11 protein-coding genes, 2 tRNA genes and 1 pseudogene are annotated in these 17,373 nt (G+C 68.1%); 7 read left to right on the top strand and 7 right to left on the bottom strand.

The window, feature by feature from the left end; all coding sequences use genetic code 11:
• Nucleotides 1-33 precede the first annotated feature (33 nt).
• On the bottom strand, nucleotides 34-1,092 hold the full coding sequence (locus H7U32_RS04185) for a GDSL-type esterase/lipase family protein (protein WP_204468353.1): 1,059 nt from the start codon (nucleotides 1,090-1,092) through the stop codon (nucleotides 34-36).
• 236 nt (nucleotides 1,093-1,328) lie between these two features.
• Between H7U32_RS04185 and H7U32_RS04180 the strand changes: the two genes are divergently transcribed.
• Nucleotides 1,329-2,702 (top strand): GH1 family beta-glucosidase, encoded by a 1,374-nt coding sequence (locus tag H7U32_RS04180; protein ID WP_204468352.1) that lies wholly within the window; start codon nucleotides 1,329-1,331, stop codon nucleotides 2,700-2,702.
• Nucleotides 2,703-3,480: 778 nt separating this feature from the next.
• Here the strand turns inward: H7U32_RS04180 and H7U32_RS04175 are convergent.
• From H7U32_RS04175 to H7U32_RS04155, 5 genes and pseudogenes are all read right to left on the bottom strand, one after another.
• Nucleotides 3,481-4,761, bottom strand: a complete 1,281-nt coding sequence (locus H7U32_RS04175; protein ID WP_440201433.1) for an MFS transporter — start codon at nucleotides 4,759-4,761, stop codon at nucleotides 3,481-3,483.
• A gap of 442 nt (nucleotides 4,762-5,203) precedes the next feature.
• A tRNA-Ala gene (locus tag H7U32_RS04170) sits at nucleotides 5,204-5,276 on the bottom strand.
• A 43-nt stretch (nucleotides 5,277-5,319) separates the two neighbouring features.
• Nucleotides 5,320-5,393, bottom strand: a tRNA-Ile gene (locus H7U32_RS04165).
• A gap of 511 nt (nucleotides 5,394-5,904) precedes the next feature.
• Nucleotides 5,905-7,320 (bottom strand): annotated as a pseudogene (locus H7U32_RS04160) (MDR family MFS transporter); the annotation flags it as partial.
• A gap of 207 nt (nucleotides 7,321-7,527) precedes the next feature.
• On the bottom strand, nucleotides 7,528-7,755 hold the full coding sequence (locus H7U32_RS04155; protein WP_204468348.1) for a hypothetical protein: 228 nt from the start codon (nucleotides 7,753-7,755) through the stop codon (nucleotides 7,528-7,530).
• 141 nt (nucleotides 7,756-7,896) lie between these two features.
• On the opposite strand from H7U32_RS04155, the gene H7U32_RS04150 reads away from it, so the two are divergent.
• The 3 genes from H7U32_RS04150 (at nucleotide 7,897) to H7U32_RS04140 (ending at nucleotide 11,951) form a co-directional block, all read left to right on the top strand.
• Nucleotides 7,897-8,619, top strand: a complete 723-nt coding sequence (locus H7U32_RS04150; protein ID WP_323804575.1) for a M48 family metallopeptidase — start codon at nucleotides 7,897-7,899, stop codon at nucleotides 8,617-8,619.
• Nucleotides 8,620-8,782: 163 nt separating this feature from the next.
• Entirely contained in the window at nucleotides 8,783-9,352 is a 570-nt protein-coding gene (locus H7U32_RS04145) for a nucleoside deaminase (RefSeq protein WP_204468347.1), read from the top strand.
• Nucleotides 9,353-9,452: 100 nt separating this feature from the next.
• Nucleotides 9,453-11,951, top strand: a complete 2,499-nt coding sequence (locus tag H7U32_RS04140; protein ID WP_440201432.1) for an alpha-galactosidase — start codon at nucleotides 9,453-9,455, stop codon at nucleotides 11,949-11,951.
• 285 nt (nucleotides 11,952-12,236) lie between these two features.
• On the opposite strand, the gene H7U32_RS04135 is transcribed toward H7U32_RS04140, so the two are convergent.
• Nucleotides 12,237-13,472 carry an ROK family protein gene (locus H7U32_RS04135; RefSeq protein WP_204468344.1) on the bottom strand — a complete coding sequence of 412 codons (1,236 nt, stop codon included), beginning with the start codon at nucleotides 13,470-13,472 and terminating at the stop codon, nucleotides 12,237-12,239.
• A 253-nt stretch (nucleotides 13,473-13,725) separates the two neighbouring features.
• Here H7U32_RS04135 and H7U32_RS04130 point away from each other — a divergent pair, with 253 nt between their 5' ends.
• The 3 genes from H7U32_RS04130 to H7U32_RS04120 are packed head-to-tail and all read left to right on the top strand — an operon-like array spanning nucleotide 13,726 to nucleotide 16,925.
• A complete protein-coding gene (locus tag H7U32_RS04130) occupies nucleotides 13,726-15,009 on the top strand; it encodes an ABC transporter substrate-binding protein (RefSeq protein ID WP_204468342.1) in 1,284 nt (427 codons plus the stop codon).
• 40 nt (nucleotides 15,010-15,049) lie between these two features.
• Nucleotides 15,050-15,997 carry a carbohydrate ABC transporter permease gene (locus tag H7U32_RS04125; protein ID WP_204468340.1) on the top strand — a complete coding sequence of 316 codons (948 nt, stop codon included), beginning with the start codon at nucleotides 15,050-15,052 and terminating at the stop codon, nucleotides 15,995-15,997.
• A gap of 19 nt (nucleotides 15,998-16,016) precedes the next feature.
• Nucleotides 16,017-16,925 (top strand): carbohydrate ABC transporter permease, encoded by a 909-nt coding sequence (locus tag H7U32_RS04120; protein ID WP_239457490.1) that lies wholly within the window; start codon nucleotides 16,017-16,019, stop codon nucleotides 16,923-16,925.
• Nucleotides 16,926-17,373: the final 448 nt, after the last annotated feature.

Here is a 17,373-nt window from a genome sequence, read left to right as displayed (position 1 = left end):
TGGTTCGGATGGTTGGATGCGATGGCGGCCGGGTCAGTCCTTCCAGATGCCGGGGCCGAGCGCGGCGAGATAGTCGGTGAGTTCGCGCGCCATCTCCTCGTGCTCTGCCACGCGCGGGTGCCCCGGCGTGGCCGCCCCGTTGCGGGAGAACAGGAACTGCTCCACATTGGGGTCGCCGAGCTGCGCCACCGCCTGCCCGATGGCGCGGTCCCAGGACGGATCGTGCCGCAGCACCGTCGTCATGCAGACGATATGCGCGTGCGGGTAGTGTGCGCGCAGCGCGCGCAGGAACGCCACATACCGCGCCCGCCAATGCCGGGCCATGTCGCCGTCGTAGTCGTCCTTCATGAAGTCGTCGGGGTGCGCGTCGTTCTGCCCGACCGCCACCACCACGACATGCGGCGTCCAGCGGCTGAAATCCCACGGCTTGGACGGGCCGAGCGCGGGATTGTACTCGATCTTGTCCCACATATGCTCCTGGCCCACGTAATCGGGGGCGTTGAACCAGCCGATGCCGTCGAGCAGCGAGACGCCGCCCTGCGAGACGTCATGCAGCTCCGCGCCCAGCGCGCGGGCCGTGATCGCCGCATACGAGAGCCACGCGTTGCTGTAAGGGCTCAGGTCCGCTTCCGGGTCCGCCTTGCCGACATACAGCGACGCCTCGTTGCGCTCGCCGCACGAGACGGAGTCGCCGAACACCTCGATCCGGTGGGCGGGCCGCGGCTCGGACGGGGGCAGGACCCGCGCGCCCTCCGAAAGCTCGAAGCCCAGCAGCTCCACATAGTGCTGGCCATCCTGGCGCTTGAACACCACGACGTCATGCTCGATGTCCGGCAGGCCGGAGGCCAAGGTCACCGTCGTCGTCTCGCCGTCGACCGGAATCGGCACCCGCACCGGGAATCCGTCGATCATCGCGCCGAGCTGGCTGACGCCATAGGTGCGCCGGTTCACCAGCCGGACCGCCAGCGAGGTGCCGGTGCAACGGAACGCCGCCTGCGTGTATGGATGCACCCACACCGGGCGGGTGGGGTCGGCGTCGTCGACGCGGCCGGTGACACGGACCGCGGGATCGTTCGGGGCGATGAACGTCATGCTGCCTCCTTTGCAGTGGAATCCGGTCGTCCCTTCCTCGGGCGACGCGGGCATCGGCCGGCGGCGCGCCGCGCGGTGGCCCGGGTGCGGCGCATCCTGCGCAACACAGGGGCTTAACCGGTTAATATCCATGGTACACTGGCCATGGTCAACCGGCGGCCACGGGCCGTCGCGGTCGACCCGCGCCAATGACGGCAGCGGCACCATGGCAGTTCGAAGCATCCAAGGAAGGCATCATGACCATCGGCACCACATTCCCCCGGGGCTTTCAGTTCGGCACCGCGACCGCGTCGTATCAGGTCGAAGGCGGCGTGGCGGAAGGCGGGCGCTGCCCCTCCATCTGGGACACGTATGCGCACACCCCCGGCAAGATCCTCAACGGCGACACGGGCGATGTTGCGTGCGATTCCTACCACCGCTGGGCCGAGGACGTGGAGCTGCTCGCGGACCTAGGCGTCGACGCCTACCGTTTCTCCGTCGCCATGCCGCGCGTCATGCCCGTGGAAGGCGGCGAACCCAACGCGGAGGGGCTCGATTACTACGACCGCCTGGTCGATGCACTGCTGGCGCGAGGCATCAAGCCGGTGGTGACGCTGTACCACTGGGATCTGCCGCAGTACCTCGGCGATAAGGGCGGATGGCTGAACCGCGAGACCGCGTACCGGGTCGCGGAATACGCGGGTGCCGTCGCGCACCGGCTCGGCGACCGTGTGCAGACGTACACCACGCTGAACGAACCGTGGTGCTCCTCGTACCTGAGCTATGGCGGCACCGAGCATGCCCCCGGGTTGGGCGGCGGTCCCCAGGCGTTTCCGGCCGTGCACCACCTCAACCTCGCCCATGGGCTTATGTGCCAGGCGATCCGCGCCGAGGTCGGCGAAGGGACGGAGCTGTCCGTCACCCTGAACCTGCAGCTGAACCGCGGCGACGCCGATGCCGTCCATCGTCTCGACCTGATCGCCAACAAGGCGTTCCTCGACCCGATGCTGCGTGGGCGTTACCCCGACGAGCTCATGTTCATCACGCGCGGCATCTGCGACTGGTCCTTCGTGCAGGACGGCGACCTCGGGCTGATCCACCAGCCGATTGATGTGCTGGGCGTCAATTACTACTCCACCAACCTCGTCGCGATGTCGGGCCGGCCGCAGTTCCCGCAGTCCACCGCGGCGTCCACCAACCCGGGCGCCAGCGACGTGGACTTCCTGCCCACGCCCGGCCCGCACACCAAGATGGGGTGGAACATCGACCCCCAGGGACTGACCGACCTGCTTGTGCGCACCTGGGACGAGTACCGCGTGCCGCTGGTGGTGACGGAGAACGGCATCGCGGTGGACGACACGCTGGTCGTCGAAGCCGATGGCACGAAGGCGGTGCACGACGAGCGGCGCGTGGACTACTACCGCCGCCATCTGCAGGCCGCGCTGAACGCCATCGACGAGGGCGTGGACCTGCGCGGATACTTCGCGTGGTCGTTGCTCGACAACTTCGAGTGGGCATGGGGCTATGACCGGCGCTTCGGCCTGGTGCACGTCGACTTCGACACGTTGGAGCGCACGCCGAAGGACAGCTTCCGGTGGTACCGCGAGGTGATCGCGCGCCGCGGCCTGTGATGGCGGCCTGCGCCTGCATGACCCCGCGGGCGCCGTATCTGTGTTCGTTGGGTTGTGACGGACGGGATATCTTGGTTCGTTGGGTCGTGCTTAAGCGTGGCGGTTGAGCTATCTCGGTTCGTTGGGTCGTCTGGCGGGGTGTATCTCGGTTCGTTGGGGCGGATTTTGTCTGTTGCGGAGGTCTATCGGCGTTCGTTGGGTCCTCGTCGGCGTGATATCCCGCCTGGGGAGGTCCCGAAAATGGCGGAATTCCAAGGCTTGGGTGTTGGGGTGTCGCTGGTCGGAGGACCCAATGAACGCAGATAGATGTCTGCAGAACGGAAAATCCGCCCCAACGAACCGAGATACCCCTCCTCAAACGCCCCAACGAACGCAGATACCCTGCCCGTGGCGCCCCAACGAACGGAGAAATCACGCCCATCCCGCGTTATCACATCCAATGGGCGCGATGTGCCGGGTGATAGACGTTGGCTTCCTCGGTCTCGCCAGACCTGCCATGTGGCGTCGTCCCTACTCCGCGCATGCGGCCAAGCAAGGGCAAAGTCATGTGGCAAAGCTGGTGCGAGGCTGGGCCGCAACGTCGGGTCACGAGGCCGGGTTGTTCGCGCCGGAACCTTGGATTATCGGGCATCTCCGTCGCCGACGACCACAATCCGAATCCTGCAACGACAATAATCCGAATTCCCCGACGACCAAAATCCGAATATCCTGACGACAATAATCCGAATCCGGCCTCGGCCCCAGCTTCGGCCTGCCGGCCGCCCCGCCCCGGTTCCCGTCAGCCGGCGGCGCGCTCGGCGTCGCGACGGCGGTCGTGGCGCCGCATCATCGCATCGGCGGCGAAGTACAGCGCCAACGCGACCGGCACCACAACCATCATCATCGGGTAGAACCAGGCCAGCGGCGCATGCTGGTACAGGAAGCCGCCTACCAGCGGCCCCAGGCCCATGCCCAGGTCGATGCCGATGTAGTACGTGCTGTTGGCCACGCCGCTGCGCTCGCGGCCGGCGATGACTACGGCCTGCGCCTGCGTGACCGAGCTCATGATGCCGTAGCTGGCGGCGGTGAAGATGCCGGCGAGCAGCATGAGCCAGTCGTTCGTCATGGCTCCCAGACAGGCGAGCATGCCAAGCAGGCACACCGAGCAGCACAGCAGGAAGCGGCGGAACGGCCAGCGGTCGAATAGGTCGCGCAGGGCGAGGCGCAGCACCAGCAGCGCCACCGCGTACAGCGGGAAGAACAGGCTGGCCGTCACCGCCAGATGCCGCCCGTCCACATAGGTGACGAGGAAGGACTGGTTGGCGAAGTACGGTAGCGCGAACAGCATGAACACCAGCGTCAGCGGCACCACGCGCGGCTCGATGACCGCGCGCAGGAGGCGGAGGGCGGTGCTGCGGCGGGACCGGGGCTGAGGCGTCGGCAGGGCGGCGGCCCGGTCTCCGGCCGCCGGGCCGCCGGAGACGTGGCCGCCGGCGGTGCGGTCGTCGGCTGGCCGTCCGCCCACGGCCGTCCGCCCCCGTACCGGCCGGCCGCCGTTCTTGACGAGGAAGACGGAGACGACCATGCACACAGCCATCGCGGCGGAGATGAGGAAGGTGGGCCGGTAGCCGACGAGCTGCTGCGCTTCGATGCCGATCGCCGGGCCGACGGCCATCGCCAGCGCGTTCATCGTGCCGTACAGGCCCATGCCGGCGCCCATGTGGCGGATCGGCAGCAGCAGCGACATCCAAGTGGCCAGGCACACCGAGCAGCAGGCGAAGCCCACGCCGTTGACCATGCGCGCCGCGATCAGCGAGGCCGGGCTGCCGGCCAGCGAGTACCACACGCTCGACACGAGGTACAGGGCCGCGCCCACGCCGACGAGCACGCGTTTGCTCGTGCGGTCGGACAACAGCCCGGCGACCGGACGGCAGAACAGCGAGACGATGCTCATCATGCCCGAGACCAGGCCCATCATCGCGCCCGTGGCGCCCAGCTCCTCCGAATACCCGGCCATGAGGGGAGTGGCGAGCATGTTGCTCGCCATGAAGCAGAACGCCGCCGCCATGACCAGCGCCACGTCGCGCGTGATTAGTCGGTCCTTGGGCTGGTGCTGGCGCTGGGGCTGGCGCGCGTTGCGCGGGGGCTTGCGCGGCTGTGTGCTGGACTGCGTGTTGGGTTGCTTGCTGGGCCCGGGCTGTCCGCTGACCGGCCGTCGGTCGTGTTGGCGATGCGGTGCGTCCGTCATGTCCCCGTCCTTCCCCCGGAGCGCCTGTCCGCCGATGCCCCGATGACTGCGACGATGATACCGCCGCCGGAGCGCCGTCGTCGGCCGGCGGCCATCGACTTTGCCATCGACGCGGCATATGCGCGCCACTTGATTGTCGGGGATCGTCGGTTGGTGACTCGGGTAGGTGGGAGGCCGAATGCGGCGTCGGGCGCTATCGGGTGGCATCGGGGGCGTCGGATATAGAAAAACCCCGCACATCGTTGCCTGTGCGGGGTTTCTTCGAGATTGAACGTGGAGCATACCGGGCTCGAACCGGTGACCCTCTGCTTGCAAAGCAGATGCGCTACCAACTGCGCCAATGCCCCGGAGAAAAAAAGAGCGGCCACACGAGCCGCTGATTTTTTCCTGTGGGCCCGGGAGGATTTGAACCTCCGACCTCATCCTTATCAGGGATGCGCTCTAACCACCTGAGCTACGGGCCCGTTCCTGCGCGCCGAAACGCACAAGTAGTCATAATACCGACTGGATGAGATATGTCAACGCGGACGTTTCGGCGTGTCGCGGCGATGCCCGCCGTGACCGTACGCGCATGTCTGCACGCGGCTGTGCGTGCCCGCTCTGCATCCACGCGATGTTCGCGGTGTCTGCGCGGTGGTCCGTACGTGTCCGTGCGCCCCATGCGGCGAACCGTACTCTTGCGGTCTGTCAGCGTACGGTTTGCCGTGGGGGAGTACGGTTTGTCGCACTCGAACGGCCCTCATGCGGCGAACCGTACGCTTACGTTCGCTCAGCGTACGGTTTGCCGCACAGGGCCGCGCACCTTGCCGCACAGGTCCGCGTGCTGTGCCGTGTGGGGCCGCGCACCGTGCCGCCCGCGGTCGCACAAGCCCACCGCAGGTCTCACGCCGCGGAATCGACGCGCGGGGTGGCCGGCGCATCCACCGGCACCTCCGGCGCGCGCACCGCATGCGTCTCGACCGGCACGAGCACCGGCTCGCGGCGACGGTCGCGGACCGTGACCGCCGACCAGATCATCGCCACCAGCGCGATCGCCGCGCAGATCACATAGCTCGCGCTCACGCCGGCGACCGTCGCCTCGGCGGCCCCCGCGGACTGCCGTCCGGCCTGCACGCCGGACATCACCGTGACGATGAGCGCGGTGCTGATCGCGCCGAACACCTGGCGGCCCGTGTTGGCGATCGCGTTGCCGTGCGCAATCATGGCATCCGGCAGGGCATTGATGCCCCACGTGTTCACCGGCATGTTCGCCAGCGCCTGCCCGAGCCCCTGCAGTCCGCACAGCGTGGCCACCAGCGCCACGGAGGAGCCGCGGTGCGCGAACAGGCCCATCGACCCCATCGCCAGCACCATGAGCGCCGTGCCGCCGATCGCCATCCAACGGGCGCCGAAGCGGTCGAACAGCGCGCCGGACACCGGGCTCATAACCAGTCCGACGAGCGCGGCCGGCAGCATCACGGCACCCGTGACCGTGGCGGAGACCCCCATGCCGTTCTGCAGCAGCAGCGGCAGCGACACGTTGGTCACGGCCACGGAGGCGTTGATCAGTGTGACGACGATCGCCGCGTTGCGGAAGTCCGCGGTCGCCAGCGTGCGCACCTCGACCAGCGGCTCCCTGAGCCGGATCTGCTGCACCGCGAAGGCCACGAACGCCACGACGCCCACCGCGATCGGCACGATGACCATGGGGCTGGTCCAGCCGGCGTCGGACGCGGTGGAGAAGCCGTACAGCAGCCCGCCGAACGCGACGGTGGAGAGGATGACGGAGGAGACCGACAGCCGCGGGTGCCGCAGCTCGCCCACGTTGTGCAGCATCACCGCGCCGGCGGCGAGGATCGCCGCGCCGACCGCGGCGATGCCGAGGAACATCGCACGCCAGCCGAGCGAATCGATGACGGCGCCGCCGACCACCGGGCCGATGGACGGGCCCGCGGCCATCACGATGCCGGCGACGCCCATGGCCATGCCACGCCGCTCCGGCGGGTAGACGAGCATCGGCACCACGGCGACCAGCGGCATGAGGATGCCGGAGCCGGCGGCCTGCAGCACGCGCCCGAGGATGAGCACGCCGAAGCCCGGCGCGAAGGCTCCCAGCGCGGTGCCGGCGATGAACAGGCCCATCGAGGCGAAGAACAGGCGGCGCGTGGTGAAGCGGTCGATGAAGTAGGCGGAGATCGGCACCATGATGCCGGAGACGAGCATGTAGATGCTGGTGACCCACTGCACGGTGCCTTCGGACACGGCGAAGTCGCGCATGAGGTTCGGCAGCGCCGGCGACATGACGGTCTGGTTGAGCAGCGCGATGAACGCGCCGAGCGTCACCGCGCCGACGGTGAGCACGCGGGCACGCCCGGACAGCGGGCGCGCCGGGGACTGCGAGGATGGGGAGATGGATGAGGGATTGGATGGGGAAACGGACACAATGCTCCTTGACAAAAGGGGCGAGACGCCTGATGCCAGGTGAAGCCACCTGTGGCACAGGCTGGGCAGATTCAGAGAACTCGGGCATGCCGGGACAACGGGCATGCCGGGATGATGGGCATCCGGGATGATGGGCATGCCGGGATGATAGGCAACGTCTACAGCGAGGGAAGCCGTCTACACCAGCATGGCGGTCAGTGCCAGCGCTGGAATCGCATACGGCAGGCGGCCCAGATAGCCGAAGTTGTGCGACCGGCGGCGCCGTGCGAACCACGTGCCCATCGCCGTCGCAATCGCCCGCGCGGGGTAGCGGCGTTCCGTCGATTCAGACATGGCCTGGGCCAGTGCGTCGCGCAGTTGCGCGCGGAACCGGTAGGACAGGGACGACGACTGCCACATGAGCATGACTCGTCCTCCCTCCAGGCGCCTTCGGGCCGACACGGCCGGGAATCCGGCCGACGGCAGAAGCCTACCACTCCCGCCGCATGGCCGCCGCCTTCCTCCGCGGGCCGAACCGACGGCCGCCCTGTGCGGCACAATGGCGGGGTGAGGAATGCATATGACGCCCGGCGGCGCGCCGCCGCCGTCGAATCCGTGCTGGAAGTGGACGGCCTGCGCGTGGCGGTGACGCGCAAGCCGATCAGGAACGCCTACCTGCGCGTCCGACCGCCGGCCGGTGCGGTGGCGGTGTCCGCGCCGATGAGGATGGCCGATGCGCGGATTGTCGCCTTCGTGCGCGAACGGCGCGCGTGGATCGCCCGCCAGCAGACGCGCATGCGCGAGCAGCAGAGGATTGCGGAACGTGAGCTGGCGGCTGCGGGCATGTTGGGGGAGCCGGGAGCGCTGGGGGAGCCGGGCTCGTCGGCCGTCGCCCCGGGTGGGCCGTTTGCGACGGGACTGTCGGGGCCGACGGCTTCCCCGAGCGTCTGGACCGACGCGCGCCGCGCGGAGGCCGCGGCGGCCATCGAGGCGCGGCTGCCGGCGCTGCTGGACCGATGGACGCCGGTGGTGGGTCGGACGCCGACGCAGATCACGTTGCGTGCGATGACCTCGCGCTGGGGGTCGTGCACACCACGCACCGGGCGCATCCGGCTCAATCTGCAGCTGGGGCTTATGGAGCCGCGGTTCCTGGAATATGTGCTTGTCCATGAACTCACCCACCTGTGGGAGCATGGCCACGGCGCCGGCTTCCAGCGCCGCATGTCCGCTTACCTGCCCGAATGGCGGGCTCTGCGCCGCGAGCTCAACCACCATCTCGTCCTGCGCTGAGGGTGTTCCGCGTGGAACATGCATCAGTCCGCAGTGTGTTTCATGTGAAACGCACGTCGATCCAGAACGTGTTCCACGTGAAACACGCATCAGTGCAAAGTATGTTCCACGTGAAACGCGCGTGCCTCGCCGCCAAGGCCGGTCCCTGTGTGACGATGGAATCATGGATGCCGATGTGATGAGGTCCGCGATGCGCGAGGCGCTGGCTCTGGCCCGCCGCGCGGGGGAGAGCGGCGATGTGCCGGTGGGTGCGGTGGTGTTGGACGCCGACGGCCGCGTCATCGGCCGTGGATTCAACACCCGCCAGGCCGACGGCGACCCGCTCGCCCATGCCGAGGTCCTCGCGATGCGCGAGGCCGCCCGCACCCTCGCGTCCCGCCGCAGCTCTGATGTCCCCGAAGATGCTTCCGTCGATGGGGCCGCCGGCGTAACCAACCCCGTTCCCCCCGCCTCCGCCGCCCGTTCGCCGTGGAACCTGGCCGACTGCACGTTGGTCGTGACGCTGGAACCCTGCCCGATGTGCGCCGGCGCCTGCCTGCAGACGCACGTCGGACGCATCGTGTTCGGCGCATGGGACGCCAAGCTCGGCGCCTGCGGCTCGGTGTGGGACATCCCCCGCGACCCGCACATCGGGCACAGTCCCGAGGTGATCGGCGGCGTGATGGAGGACGACTGCGCCGCCCCGCTCTCCGACTTCTTCGCCGCGCGCCGGTCCGCCACCGGCCGGATTTAGTTTCCTGCCCCGGCGCACACGCCGCGCCGGGGCAACAAACCGGTGTGCGCGTAGCATCGGGACCAGCGATCACACCGCAGTCATCGAAGGGGAAGGAGTCCTGATGTCCCACGCCACGCAAATCCACGGCACCGCCGCCGACGGGACCGCACTCACCGTCGTCTATGCCGAGCAACCCGCGGACCGCGTCGCCTTCGCGCTCGCGTTCCCCGGCTCCGACCTGCCGCGGCTCGTCCACTGGGGCCGGCCGGTCGCCCACCCGGACAGCCTGCTCGGCGCCTACGACGCGCTCAAGCCGCAGCGCGTCTCCGGAGCGCTCGACGAGACCGCCTGGCCGTCCGTCCTGCCCACCCAGGCGGAGAGCTGGATCGGCGAGCCGCGTCTGGTGCTGCGGCGCGGCGGTGTCGAGCTCTTCCCCAAGTTCGTCGTCACCGGCATCGAAGCCGCCGACGACGCGGGCGTCGTCGGCGCCACCGTGGATGCCACGCCCTCCCCGGAGTGGGTCGACGCGGCGCGCGCGTTCGGTCGCGGCGCACTCGCCGGCGACGATGCTGCGATGGCCGCCGCCTCCGACGCGGCGGTCCATGCCGTTGCCGCCGCCGCGACGCAGCCAGGGGTGACCCCCGCGGATCCGGACGATCCCACGGGTCCGCTGGCCTACGAGGACGTGGCCGGGCAGGCGCGCACCGCGGGGCCGGTGCGCGTGCCCGGCGTGCGGGTGACGGCGTGCGACGAGGCGCTTGGCGTCGAAATCGAATGGCGCATGGAAATCGTGTCCGGCGGCCTGCTGCGCCAGCAGGCCGAGGTGAGGAACCTCTTCGGCGCGGACCAGCCGGGGCTGGAGGTCGGCAAGGTCGAGCTCGGCTTCGCGCTGCCTGCCGCGGCCGCGGAGATCCTCACCACCACCGGCCATCACCTGCGCGAACGCTCCCCGCAGCGTCAGCCGCTCACCGTCGGCCGCTTCGCGCGCCCGCAGCTGGCCGGTCGACCCGATTTCGATGCGACGCTGCTCACCACTGTCGGCGTGCCCGGCTTCGGCTTCGAGCACGGCGAGGCGTGGGCGCTGCACGTCGCCTGGTCCGGCAACGCGGTCAGCGCGGTCGAACGGCTGCCGTACACGCAGGCGCAGCTTACAGGCGGGGAGCTGCTCTTCGGCGGCGAGGTGACGCTGGGGCCTGCCGGCGGGGCGGGGGAGACTGCCGACGGCGACGCGACTGCCGCAGCGTCCTACCGCACTCCGTGGGTGTACGGCTCCTACGGCGACGGCCTCAACGAGATCGCCGCCCGCTTCCACACGTACCTGCGCTCGCGCCACCCGCGCCTGGTGGCTAAGCCGCGTCCGGTGATCCTCAACACCTGGGAGGCCGTGTACTTCCAGCACGACTTCGACACCCTCAAGGCGCTCGCCGACAAGGCCGCCGCCTCCGGCGTGGAACGTTTCGTGGTCGACGACGGCTGGTTCGGCGCCCGCCGCGACGACACCAAGGGCCTGGGCGACTGGCAGATCAGCCCCGAGGTGTGGCCGGACGGGCCGAAGTCCCTCAAGGCGCTCGCCGATTACGTGCACGGGCTGGGCATGGAATTCGGCCTGTGGTTCGAGCCGGAGATGACCAACCCCGACTCCGAGCTGGCGCGCAACCACCCGGACTGGATCCTGGCGCCGGTGCCCGGCCGTCTGCCGATGCAGGGCCGCAGCCAGCAGGTGGTGGACCTGACGAATCCGGAGGCCTTCGACTATATCGCGCATGCGATGGACGCGCTGGTCGGCGAACTTGGCATCGACTACATCAAGTGGGACCACAACAAGCTCGTCACCGAGGCCGTCTCGCCGAAGACCGGGCGGCCGGCTGTGCATGCGCAGACCGAGGCCGTGTACCGAATCTTCCGCACGCTCAAGACCCGCCACCCCGGCCTGGAGATCGAAAGCTGCTCCTCCGGCGGCGGACGTGTGGACCTGGGCATCCTCGAGTACGCCGACCGCATCTGGGTGTCCGACTGCGTGGACCCGGTGGAACGCGCCGACATCCAACGCTACACCTCGCTGCTCGTGCCGCCGTTCATGATGGGCGAGCATGTGGGCGCCTCGCCGGCGCATTCCACGCGCCGCGCCACCAGTCAGGAGCTGCGTATGGCGATGGCCTTCTTCGGCCATATGGGCATCGAATGGGATCTCAACCACGAGCCGCAGGAGGCATTGGACAAGCTCGGCCGCTGGGTCGGCGAATACAAGAAGCACCGCGACTGGTTCGCCGTGGACACCTGCGTGCACGGCGACACCCCCGACCCGGCCGTCCGCCTCGACGGCATGGTCAAGCCGGAGCGTGACGCGGCGATCTACCGCTTCACCCAGCTCACCACCTCGCAGACCTACCCGGCCGCGCCCGTGCGTCTGCCTGGCCTCGACCCGGACCGCCTGTACCGCGTGAGTCCCCTCGCTCCCAGCCTCGACCTGGAGGGACTCGGCAACGGGCAGAGCCCCCTGGGCTGGTGGACGGAGGACGGCGTGGTATTGCCCGGCGCCGCGCTCATCGCCTACGGCATCCGTCCGCCATCGCTCCACCCGGCCCAGGCCGTGCTGCTCAAGGTCGTGGCCGAATAGCCTTGTCGGCCCCCTGCGTCGGAACCCATCCCCCGAGTACGGTTTGTCGCATGGGAACGGTGGTCGTGCGGCAAACCGTACGCTTACGCTTCGCAAGAGTACGGTTTGTCGCATGGGGCGTGTTGCTGTGCGGCGAACCGTACGCTTACGGCCCGTCAGCGTACGGTTTGCCGTATGGGGAGGCCACGTCGGGACTGTCGGGACCGGTGGGACCACTGGGACCACTGAGACCGCAGGCGTGCGCCGCGATCCCGCCCGGCAGCCCCGCCCGGCATCCCGCCCGGCTCAGCCGATGTGCTTGACGATCACGCGGCTGGCGGCGGCCTTGGCCCACAGCTGCCAATCGTGGTCGGCCACGACGAACGGCACCGGCGCCGCCTGGTTGTGCCGGTAGCGGACGATGCCGTCGCGGATCGAATCGATGCCCACCTTCGCCAGCCACGCTGACTCCCCGGCGATCATCACCATCCCCGGCATCGCCAGATTGGCCACGGTGGCCACCAGCGTGCCCAGCCGGAAGCAGGTGCGGTTCAGCAGCTGGTTGGCCTGCGCCACCCCGGCGCGCACATCCGCCTCGAAATCCCCGAAGCTGGCCGGCCGGCCGAGGATCCGCGAATACTGCTCCGCGATCGAATCGTCGGTCAGGCATTGCGCGCAGCCGATGTGCCCGGCCGAGCATCGCGGCCCCTCCGGATCGACCAGGATGTGCCCGGCCAGCCCGTAGCTTTTGTCCGGGCAACTGACCGGCCGGCCGCGCACGGCCAGCGAATAGCCGACGCCCACGCCGACCGTCACGACGGCGAACATCTCCTTGCCCACGCCCGGCCCGAACCAGCAGGCGTCCACCAGCAGCGAATCGATGTCGTTGAACACCCCGCACGGCAGGCCGGTGGCCGCATGCACCATCGCACCCAGGTCCACGTCGTGGTCCCAGTGGAGGAACGGCGCGAAGGTGACCACGGCGTCGTCGCGCACATGCCCGCCCACCGCCACGCCGATGGCGGTGGGCGAGGGCAGGCCGGCGGCGACGACGTCGGCCGAGCAGTCGGCGGCCAGCGTGGCGATCGTGGCGGCCACGCTGGCCGGCGAGCGGTCGGTGAAGACCGCCTCATGGCGGCCGGAGACGACCTCCCCGTGCGCGTTGACGGCGGCGGCCACCGCCGAGTGGCCGTGCGCCTTGACCCCGACGAAGGTCCGCGCGTTCGCACGCAGCGCCAGCGCGGTCTGCGGCCGCCCGCGCCGGTCGGAGCTCTCCCGGGGCACGAAGCCCTCCGGCAGCGGCCCGCGATGGCCGGCCGCCTCGCCGGGCAGCTCCTCGATGACGCCCGCGTAGATGAGGTCGCTGGTGATGCGCGAGAGCGCCCCCTGGCTCAGCTGGAGCATCTGCGCCAGCGTGGTGCGCGCGATCGGCCCGTACTGGGCGATCGCGGCGGCCACGCGGTGGGTGTGCTCCGAGCCGTCGAACCAGGCGGGGATCGCGTTCTCCGACGATGCGGGCGGTGCCGCCGTTGCCTCCGCCATGGCCGATGTGGCCGATGTCGCCGCCGTTGTCGCCGCCGTGGCTGATGCCGCCGTCCGCCTCGATATGCCGTCCGTCATGCCGCTTCCTTGCCGATCCGGATTATTTGTTGCTCCGAATACAAAAATACCCGGTTTTTCCATGGCGCTCCCGCGGGGCTCGCCGCCGCTGGGAATGAAAAGCGGCGGTCCCCATAATGGGCAGTGTTCCGACCGCGGCACAGGGGCTGCGGGGAGAAAGAAGGAGCTAACAGCAATGAAGGGCAATTCCCAGACGAAGGCGCGTGGACGGCTGCTCCGCCGCATCGCCGCGGTGGCGTGCGCGGCGGCCGTCGGCCTCGGCCTGGCGGGCTGCGGCGGCAGCACGGCCGGCACCGTGACGCTGGATTTCTTCCAGTTCAAATCCGAGGCGGCCGACCAGTTCAAGGCGATGGTCAAGCAGTTCGAACAGGAGAACCCGACCATCAAGGTCACCATCAACAACTCCGCCAACGCGCAGACCGACCTGCGCACGCGCTTCGTGAAGAACCGCGTGCCCGACGTCATCACCTTCAACGGCGACATCAGCTTCGGCATGTTCGCCGCCTCCGGTGTGTTCCACGATTTCACCGACGACCCGATCGTGGACCGGCTCAACCCGGGCATGGTCGAAATCGCGAAGAACCTCGTGCAGACCACCGACCCGGCCAAGAAACGTCTGTACGGCCTGCCGTTCGCCGGCAACGCCTCCGGCTACATCTACAACAAGCAGATCTGGCGCGAGGCCGGCTTCGACCCGGAGCAGCCGCCGGCCACGTGGAGCGAGTTCACCGCGATGCTCACCGCCTTCAAGGAGCGGGGCATCAACCCGCTGCAGGGCACCGTGGCCGACGCGTGGACCACGCAGGCGCCGCTCGCCTCCTTCGCCGGCACGCTGGTGTCGGAAAGCGAGTACACCGCGCTGAAGAAGGGCGAGACCACGTTCAAGGAGCTGTGGGGCGATGTGGTGGAGAAGGAGGCCGAGCTGTTCACCTACTCCACCGCGGACACCGGCGTCACCTACCAGCAGGGCACGCAGAACTTCGCCAAGGGCGAGGCCGCGATCATCCCGCTGGGCACGTACGCAATCCCGCAGATCCTGCTCATCGACCCCGACATCGAGCTCGGCTTCGCCCAGATGCCCGCTTCCGACGACCCGGACGAGCAGATCCTGACCGCCGGCGACGACGTGATGCTCACCATGGGCGCCGACACCAAGCATCCCGAGGAGGCGATGAAGCTCATCGAGTTCCTCATGCAGGAGGAGCAGCTCAACGCCTACGCCGACGCGCAGTCCGCCATCACCCCGCTCAAGGACACGCACTTCGGATCCGAGGCGCTGGAGACGGTGCGCCCCTTCTTCGAGGAGAACCGCGTGGCCGACTTCTGCGACCACTACATCCCCTCCTCGATCAACATCGGCGGCATGCTGCAGACCATGGTCACCAGCGGGAACACCGAGCGGTTCCTGGACCAGATGCAGACCGAATGGGACAAGGTCCAGGCCAGGACCTTCGAGTGACGGGCAGCGGACCCGGAAAGGGACAAGGAAAGGCATCATCATGAGTTTCGCAACATCCACGTCGGCCCGCCGCGCCGGCCATGGCAAGGCGCGCAAGGCCAGGGTCTCCAAGGTCTCCACGTTCTCCACGCGCAAGGTGGACCGCGCCTACTACTGGATGGCCGTGCCGGCCGCGGTCATCTTCGCGTTCTTCCTGTACTGGCCGTTCCTGCAGGGCGTGTTCTACTCGTTCACGAACTCCCAGGGCTACGGCGACTACAAGTTCATCGGATTGAAGAACTACCTCGCGCTGTTCCAGGACAGCCGCGTGGGCCACGCCTACCTGTTCACCTTCGCGATCGCCATCGTGATCACGGTGCTGGTCAACCTCATCGCCATGTTCCTGGCGGTGGCGCTCAACGGCCGGATCGCGTTCAAGAACGGCTTCCGCGCCATCTACTTCATCCCCTACACCCTCTCGGTGCTGGTGATCGGCTACGTGTTCAAGTACATCTTCATGAACCCGCTGCCGGAGCTCGGCAAGGCGCTGGGCATCGAATGGCTGTCGAGCTCGCTGCTCACCAACGAGAAGCTGGCCTGGATCCCAATCGTGTTCCTGGCCGTGTGGCAGTCCGTGGCCTATTCGATGCTGCTGTACCTGGCCGGCCTGCAGACCATCGACACGGAGATCTACGAGGCGGCCGACATCGACGGCGTGAACGCCTGGCAGAAGTTCTGGAAGATCACCTTCCCGCTCATCGGCCCCTTCTTCACCATCAACCTGGTGCTCAGCTTCAAGAACGCGCTCAACACCTTCGACCAGGTGGTGGCGTTGACCGAAGGCGGGCCGAACTCCTCCACCGAAACGGTGACCTATCTCATTTGGAAGGGCGGCCTGACCGGCGGCGAATACGCCTACCAGACCGCGAACGCGGTGCTGTTCTTCGTGGTGTTGGCCGTCATCGCCATCATCCAGCTGAAGATCTCCAGCAAGCAGGAAAAGATCTGAGGAAGGCAAGGCAACGATCATGACGAGTGCAATGACCTCCGCCAAGGCGTCCGGCGTGGCTGCCGGCGTGACTACCGGCGCGGCTGACGGCGACCGGAAGCCGCTCAAGTTCCACAAGGACCGCAACATCAACTGGTGGCTCACCGCCGTGGTGGCGGTGCTGTCGCTGACCATCCTGGTGCCGCTGTACTTCACCATCGTCACCGCGCTGAAAACCCCGGCCGAGGCGGGCACCTTCGCGCTGCCCACCAGCTGGGAGTGGCACAACTTCGCGGACGCCTCCGCCAAAGTGAACTACCCGCGCGCCGCGCTCAACTCGGCGATCATCACCGTGCTGGCCGTGGTGCTCACGCTGGTCACGAACACCTTCGTGGCGTACGCGGTGGCGCGCAACCAGGACAAGCGCTTCTTCCGCTTCCTGTACTACTTCTTCATCCTGGCCATGTTCGTGCCGTTCTCCGTGGTGATGCTGCCGATCGCCAAGCAGATGGGCACGCTGCACCTGGACAACCAGGCGGGCCTCATCATCCTGTATATGGTGCTCGGCCTGGGCACGAACCTGTTCATCGCCACCGGCTTCATCCGCTCGATCCCGATCTCGCTGGAGGAGGCCGCGCGTATGGACGGCGCCAGCACCTGGCGCATCTTCTGGACGATCATCTTCCCGCTCATGGGCCCGATCAACGCGACGATCGCGATCACCACCTGCCTGTGGGCGTGGAACGACTTCCTCCTGCCGCTCATCGTGCTCACCGACCAGTCGAACCAGACGATTCCGTTGGCCCAGTACGTGTTCAGCTCGCAGTTCGCCACCAACTACCCGATGGCGTTCTCCAGCTACCTCATGGCCATGGCGCCGGTGCTCGTCGTCTACATCTTCGCCCAGAAGTGGGTCGTCGGTGGCGTGATGAGGGGCGCTGTGAAGTAAAGGAAAGCCCGGCGGGCTGCGTGCGAAGCACGACGGGCTGTGTCCATCCTTTGGTCGGGGCCGGTTCCCATGCGGAGCCGGCCCTTTCGCTATGTCTGGGCGGTCTTGGCTCCGGGCGGTCTTGGTTTGGGCGGCTTTGGTCCCAGGGACCCTGGTTCGGGGTACATCGGCGAGTTCCACATCGCCGTGCGGAAGCGTGCCGAGGCATGAGTCTTCGTCAACGATGGCGGGACGCCGTATCTCGGTTCGTTGGGGTTTCTGTCGACTCGTGAGATGCCGTATTTCGGTTCGTTGGGTCGTGCTGAAGTGCGGTGGCTGGGCTATTTCGGTTCGTTGGGTCGTGCTGAAGTGCGGTGGCTGGGCTATTTCGGTTCGTTGGGTCGTCTGGAGGGGTGTATCTCGGTTCGTTGGGGCGGATTTTGTCTGTTGCGGAGGTCTATCTGCGTTC

This window comes from Bifidobacterium pullorum subsp. saeculare (assembly GCF_016899725.1).
Taxonomy (GTDB): domain Bacteria; phylum Actinomycetota; class Actinomycetes; order Actinomycetales; family Bifidobacteriaceae; genus Bifidobacterium; species Bifidobacterium pullorum_C.
This window is presented reverse-complemented; position numbering and strand designations above follow the sequence as displayed.

Coding starts and splice junctions, on each gene's coding strand:
- H7U32_RS04125 (WP_204468340.1), top strand. CDS start 15,050: ATGAGTTTCGCAACATCCACGTCGGCCCGCCGCGCCGGCCATGGCAAG.
- H7U32_RS04145 (WP_204468347.1), top strand. CDS start 8,783: ATGGATGCCGATGTGATGAGGTCCGCGATGCGCGAGGCGCTGGCTCTG.
- H7U32_RS04180 (WP_204468352.1), top strand. CDS start 1,329: ATGACCATCGGCACCACATTCCCCCGGGGCTTTCAGTTCGGCACCGCG.
- H7U32_RS04185 (WP_204468353.1), bottom strand. CDS start 1,092: ATGACGTTCATCGCCCCGAACGATCCCGCGGTCCGTGTCACCGGCCGC.
- H7U32_RS04155 (WP_204468348.1), bottom strand. CDS start 7,755: ATGCTCATGTGGCAGTCGTCGTCCCTGTCCTACCGGTTCCGCGCGCAA.
- H7U32_RS04130 (WP_204468342.1), top strand. CDS start 13,726: ATGAAGGGCAATTCCCAGACGAAGGCGCGTGGACGGCTGCTCCGCCGC.
- H7U32_RS04135 (WP_204468344.1), bottom strand. CDS start 13,472: ATGGCGGAGGCAACGGCGGCACCGCCCGCATCGTCGGAGAACGCGATC.
- H7U32_RS04120 (WP_239457490.1), top strand. CDS start 16,017: ATGACGAGTGCAATGACCTCCGCCAAGGCGTCCGGCGTGGCTGCCGGC.